The organism is Mesorhizobium sp. M7A.F.Ca.CA.001.10.2.1, from assembly GCF_003998575.1.
GTDB lineage: Bacteria > Pseudomonadota > Alphaproteobacteria > Rhizobiales > Rhizobiaceae > Mesorhizobium.
The window spans coordinates 1-1,072 of record NZ_RZQY01001104.1 but is presented as its reverse complement, the minus strand read 5'-3'; the positions used below and the strand labels follow the sequence as shown (position 1 = coordinate 1,072).

Genomic DNA, 1,072 nt, shown 5'->3' with positions numbered 1-1,072 from the left:
GCTTGACGCCGCGCCCGACATTGAGGTCGATCGTAGCCTTGCCCGAGCCCGGCTTGTCGCCTTTCTGGATCGTGACATAGGTGCGGTCGTTGAGGTATTTGCCCGCCGAAACCGCCGTGCCGCCCTGGTCGTCGGTGGTGACGTCGAGGTCGTCGACACCAATGGCGCTGCGCAGGTTTTCGAGCAGCGACGTCGAGCCGCCGACGCCGGCCAGTTGCCCGGCGGCCTCGGCCAACTGGGCGATCTGCAGCGGCGACAGATTCGACATCGAGCGGCCGAAGATCAATTGCGCCAGCACCTCGTCCTCGGGCAGCGCCGGCACCGAGGAGAAGGTGAACTTCGGATTGGTCGCCTCGCCCGACACCACGATGGTGACGGTGGCGCCGGTCGTCGTCGTGGTCGCCGTCAAATTGAGATAGGGCACCAGCGAGCCGGAAAATCCGACCGTGCCTTCGGTGAAGGTCAGCCGCTTGCCGAGGATCGACAGCCGTCCGCGCTGCAGGGTGAAGGTGCCGACCGCTTGCGGCGACGAGGCCGGGCCGGTCAGCTTCAGCGAGCCGCCAAGTTCGGCATCGACGCCCCTGCCCTGGATGAAGATCTGGTTCGGCGCGTTGACCGTGACATCGAGTGCAAGGCCGCTACCGCCGCCCTTGCCGCTGGTCGTCGGCGGCCGCAGCGCCTTGTCCTGTGCCTTGACCGCACCTGGCGCGTTCTTGTGCTTGACGTCGAGCGCTGCCAGCGAGCCCGGCAATTTGTCCGGAACGGTGATCACCGTCTTGGCGAGATTGACGGTGCCGGCAATGACCGGTGCGGAGGTCAGCGGTCCCTTGATCGTCAGGTCGCCGCCGAGATTGGCGGTCACCACCCTTCCGTCCGTATAGCGGCCGTCGACCAGCTTGATCGACAAATCGGCCGGAAAACCCTGCGCCGGGTTGATGCCGACCGTGCCGCTGGCCGACAGGCTGCCGCGCGTCGACAGCGTTCCGGTCAACCGGTTGATCCTGGCGACGCCGCCGGCAATCGAGACATCGGCGGCGAGATCGTTGACGGCGAGGCCGGAGCGCGCATCGAC

General features: G+C 66.9%; 1 protein-coding gene. It reads right to left on the bottom strand.

Annotation, left to right across the window (positions count from 1 at the left end; genetic code table 11):
- The coding region (locus EN964_RS35450; RefSeq protein ID WP_206528826.1) for a translocation/assembly module TamB domain-containing protein at nucleotides 1-1,072 on the bottom strand (1,072 nt) is incomplete at both ends.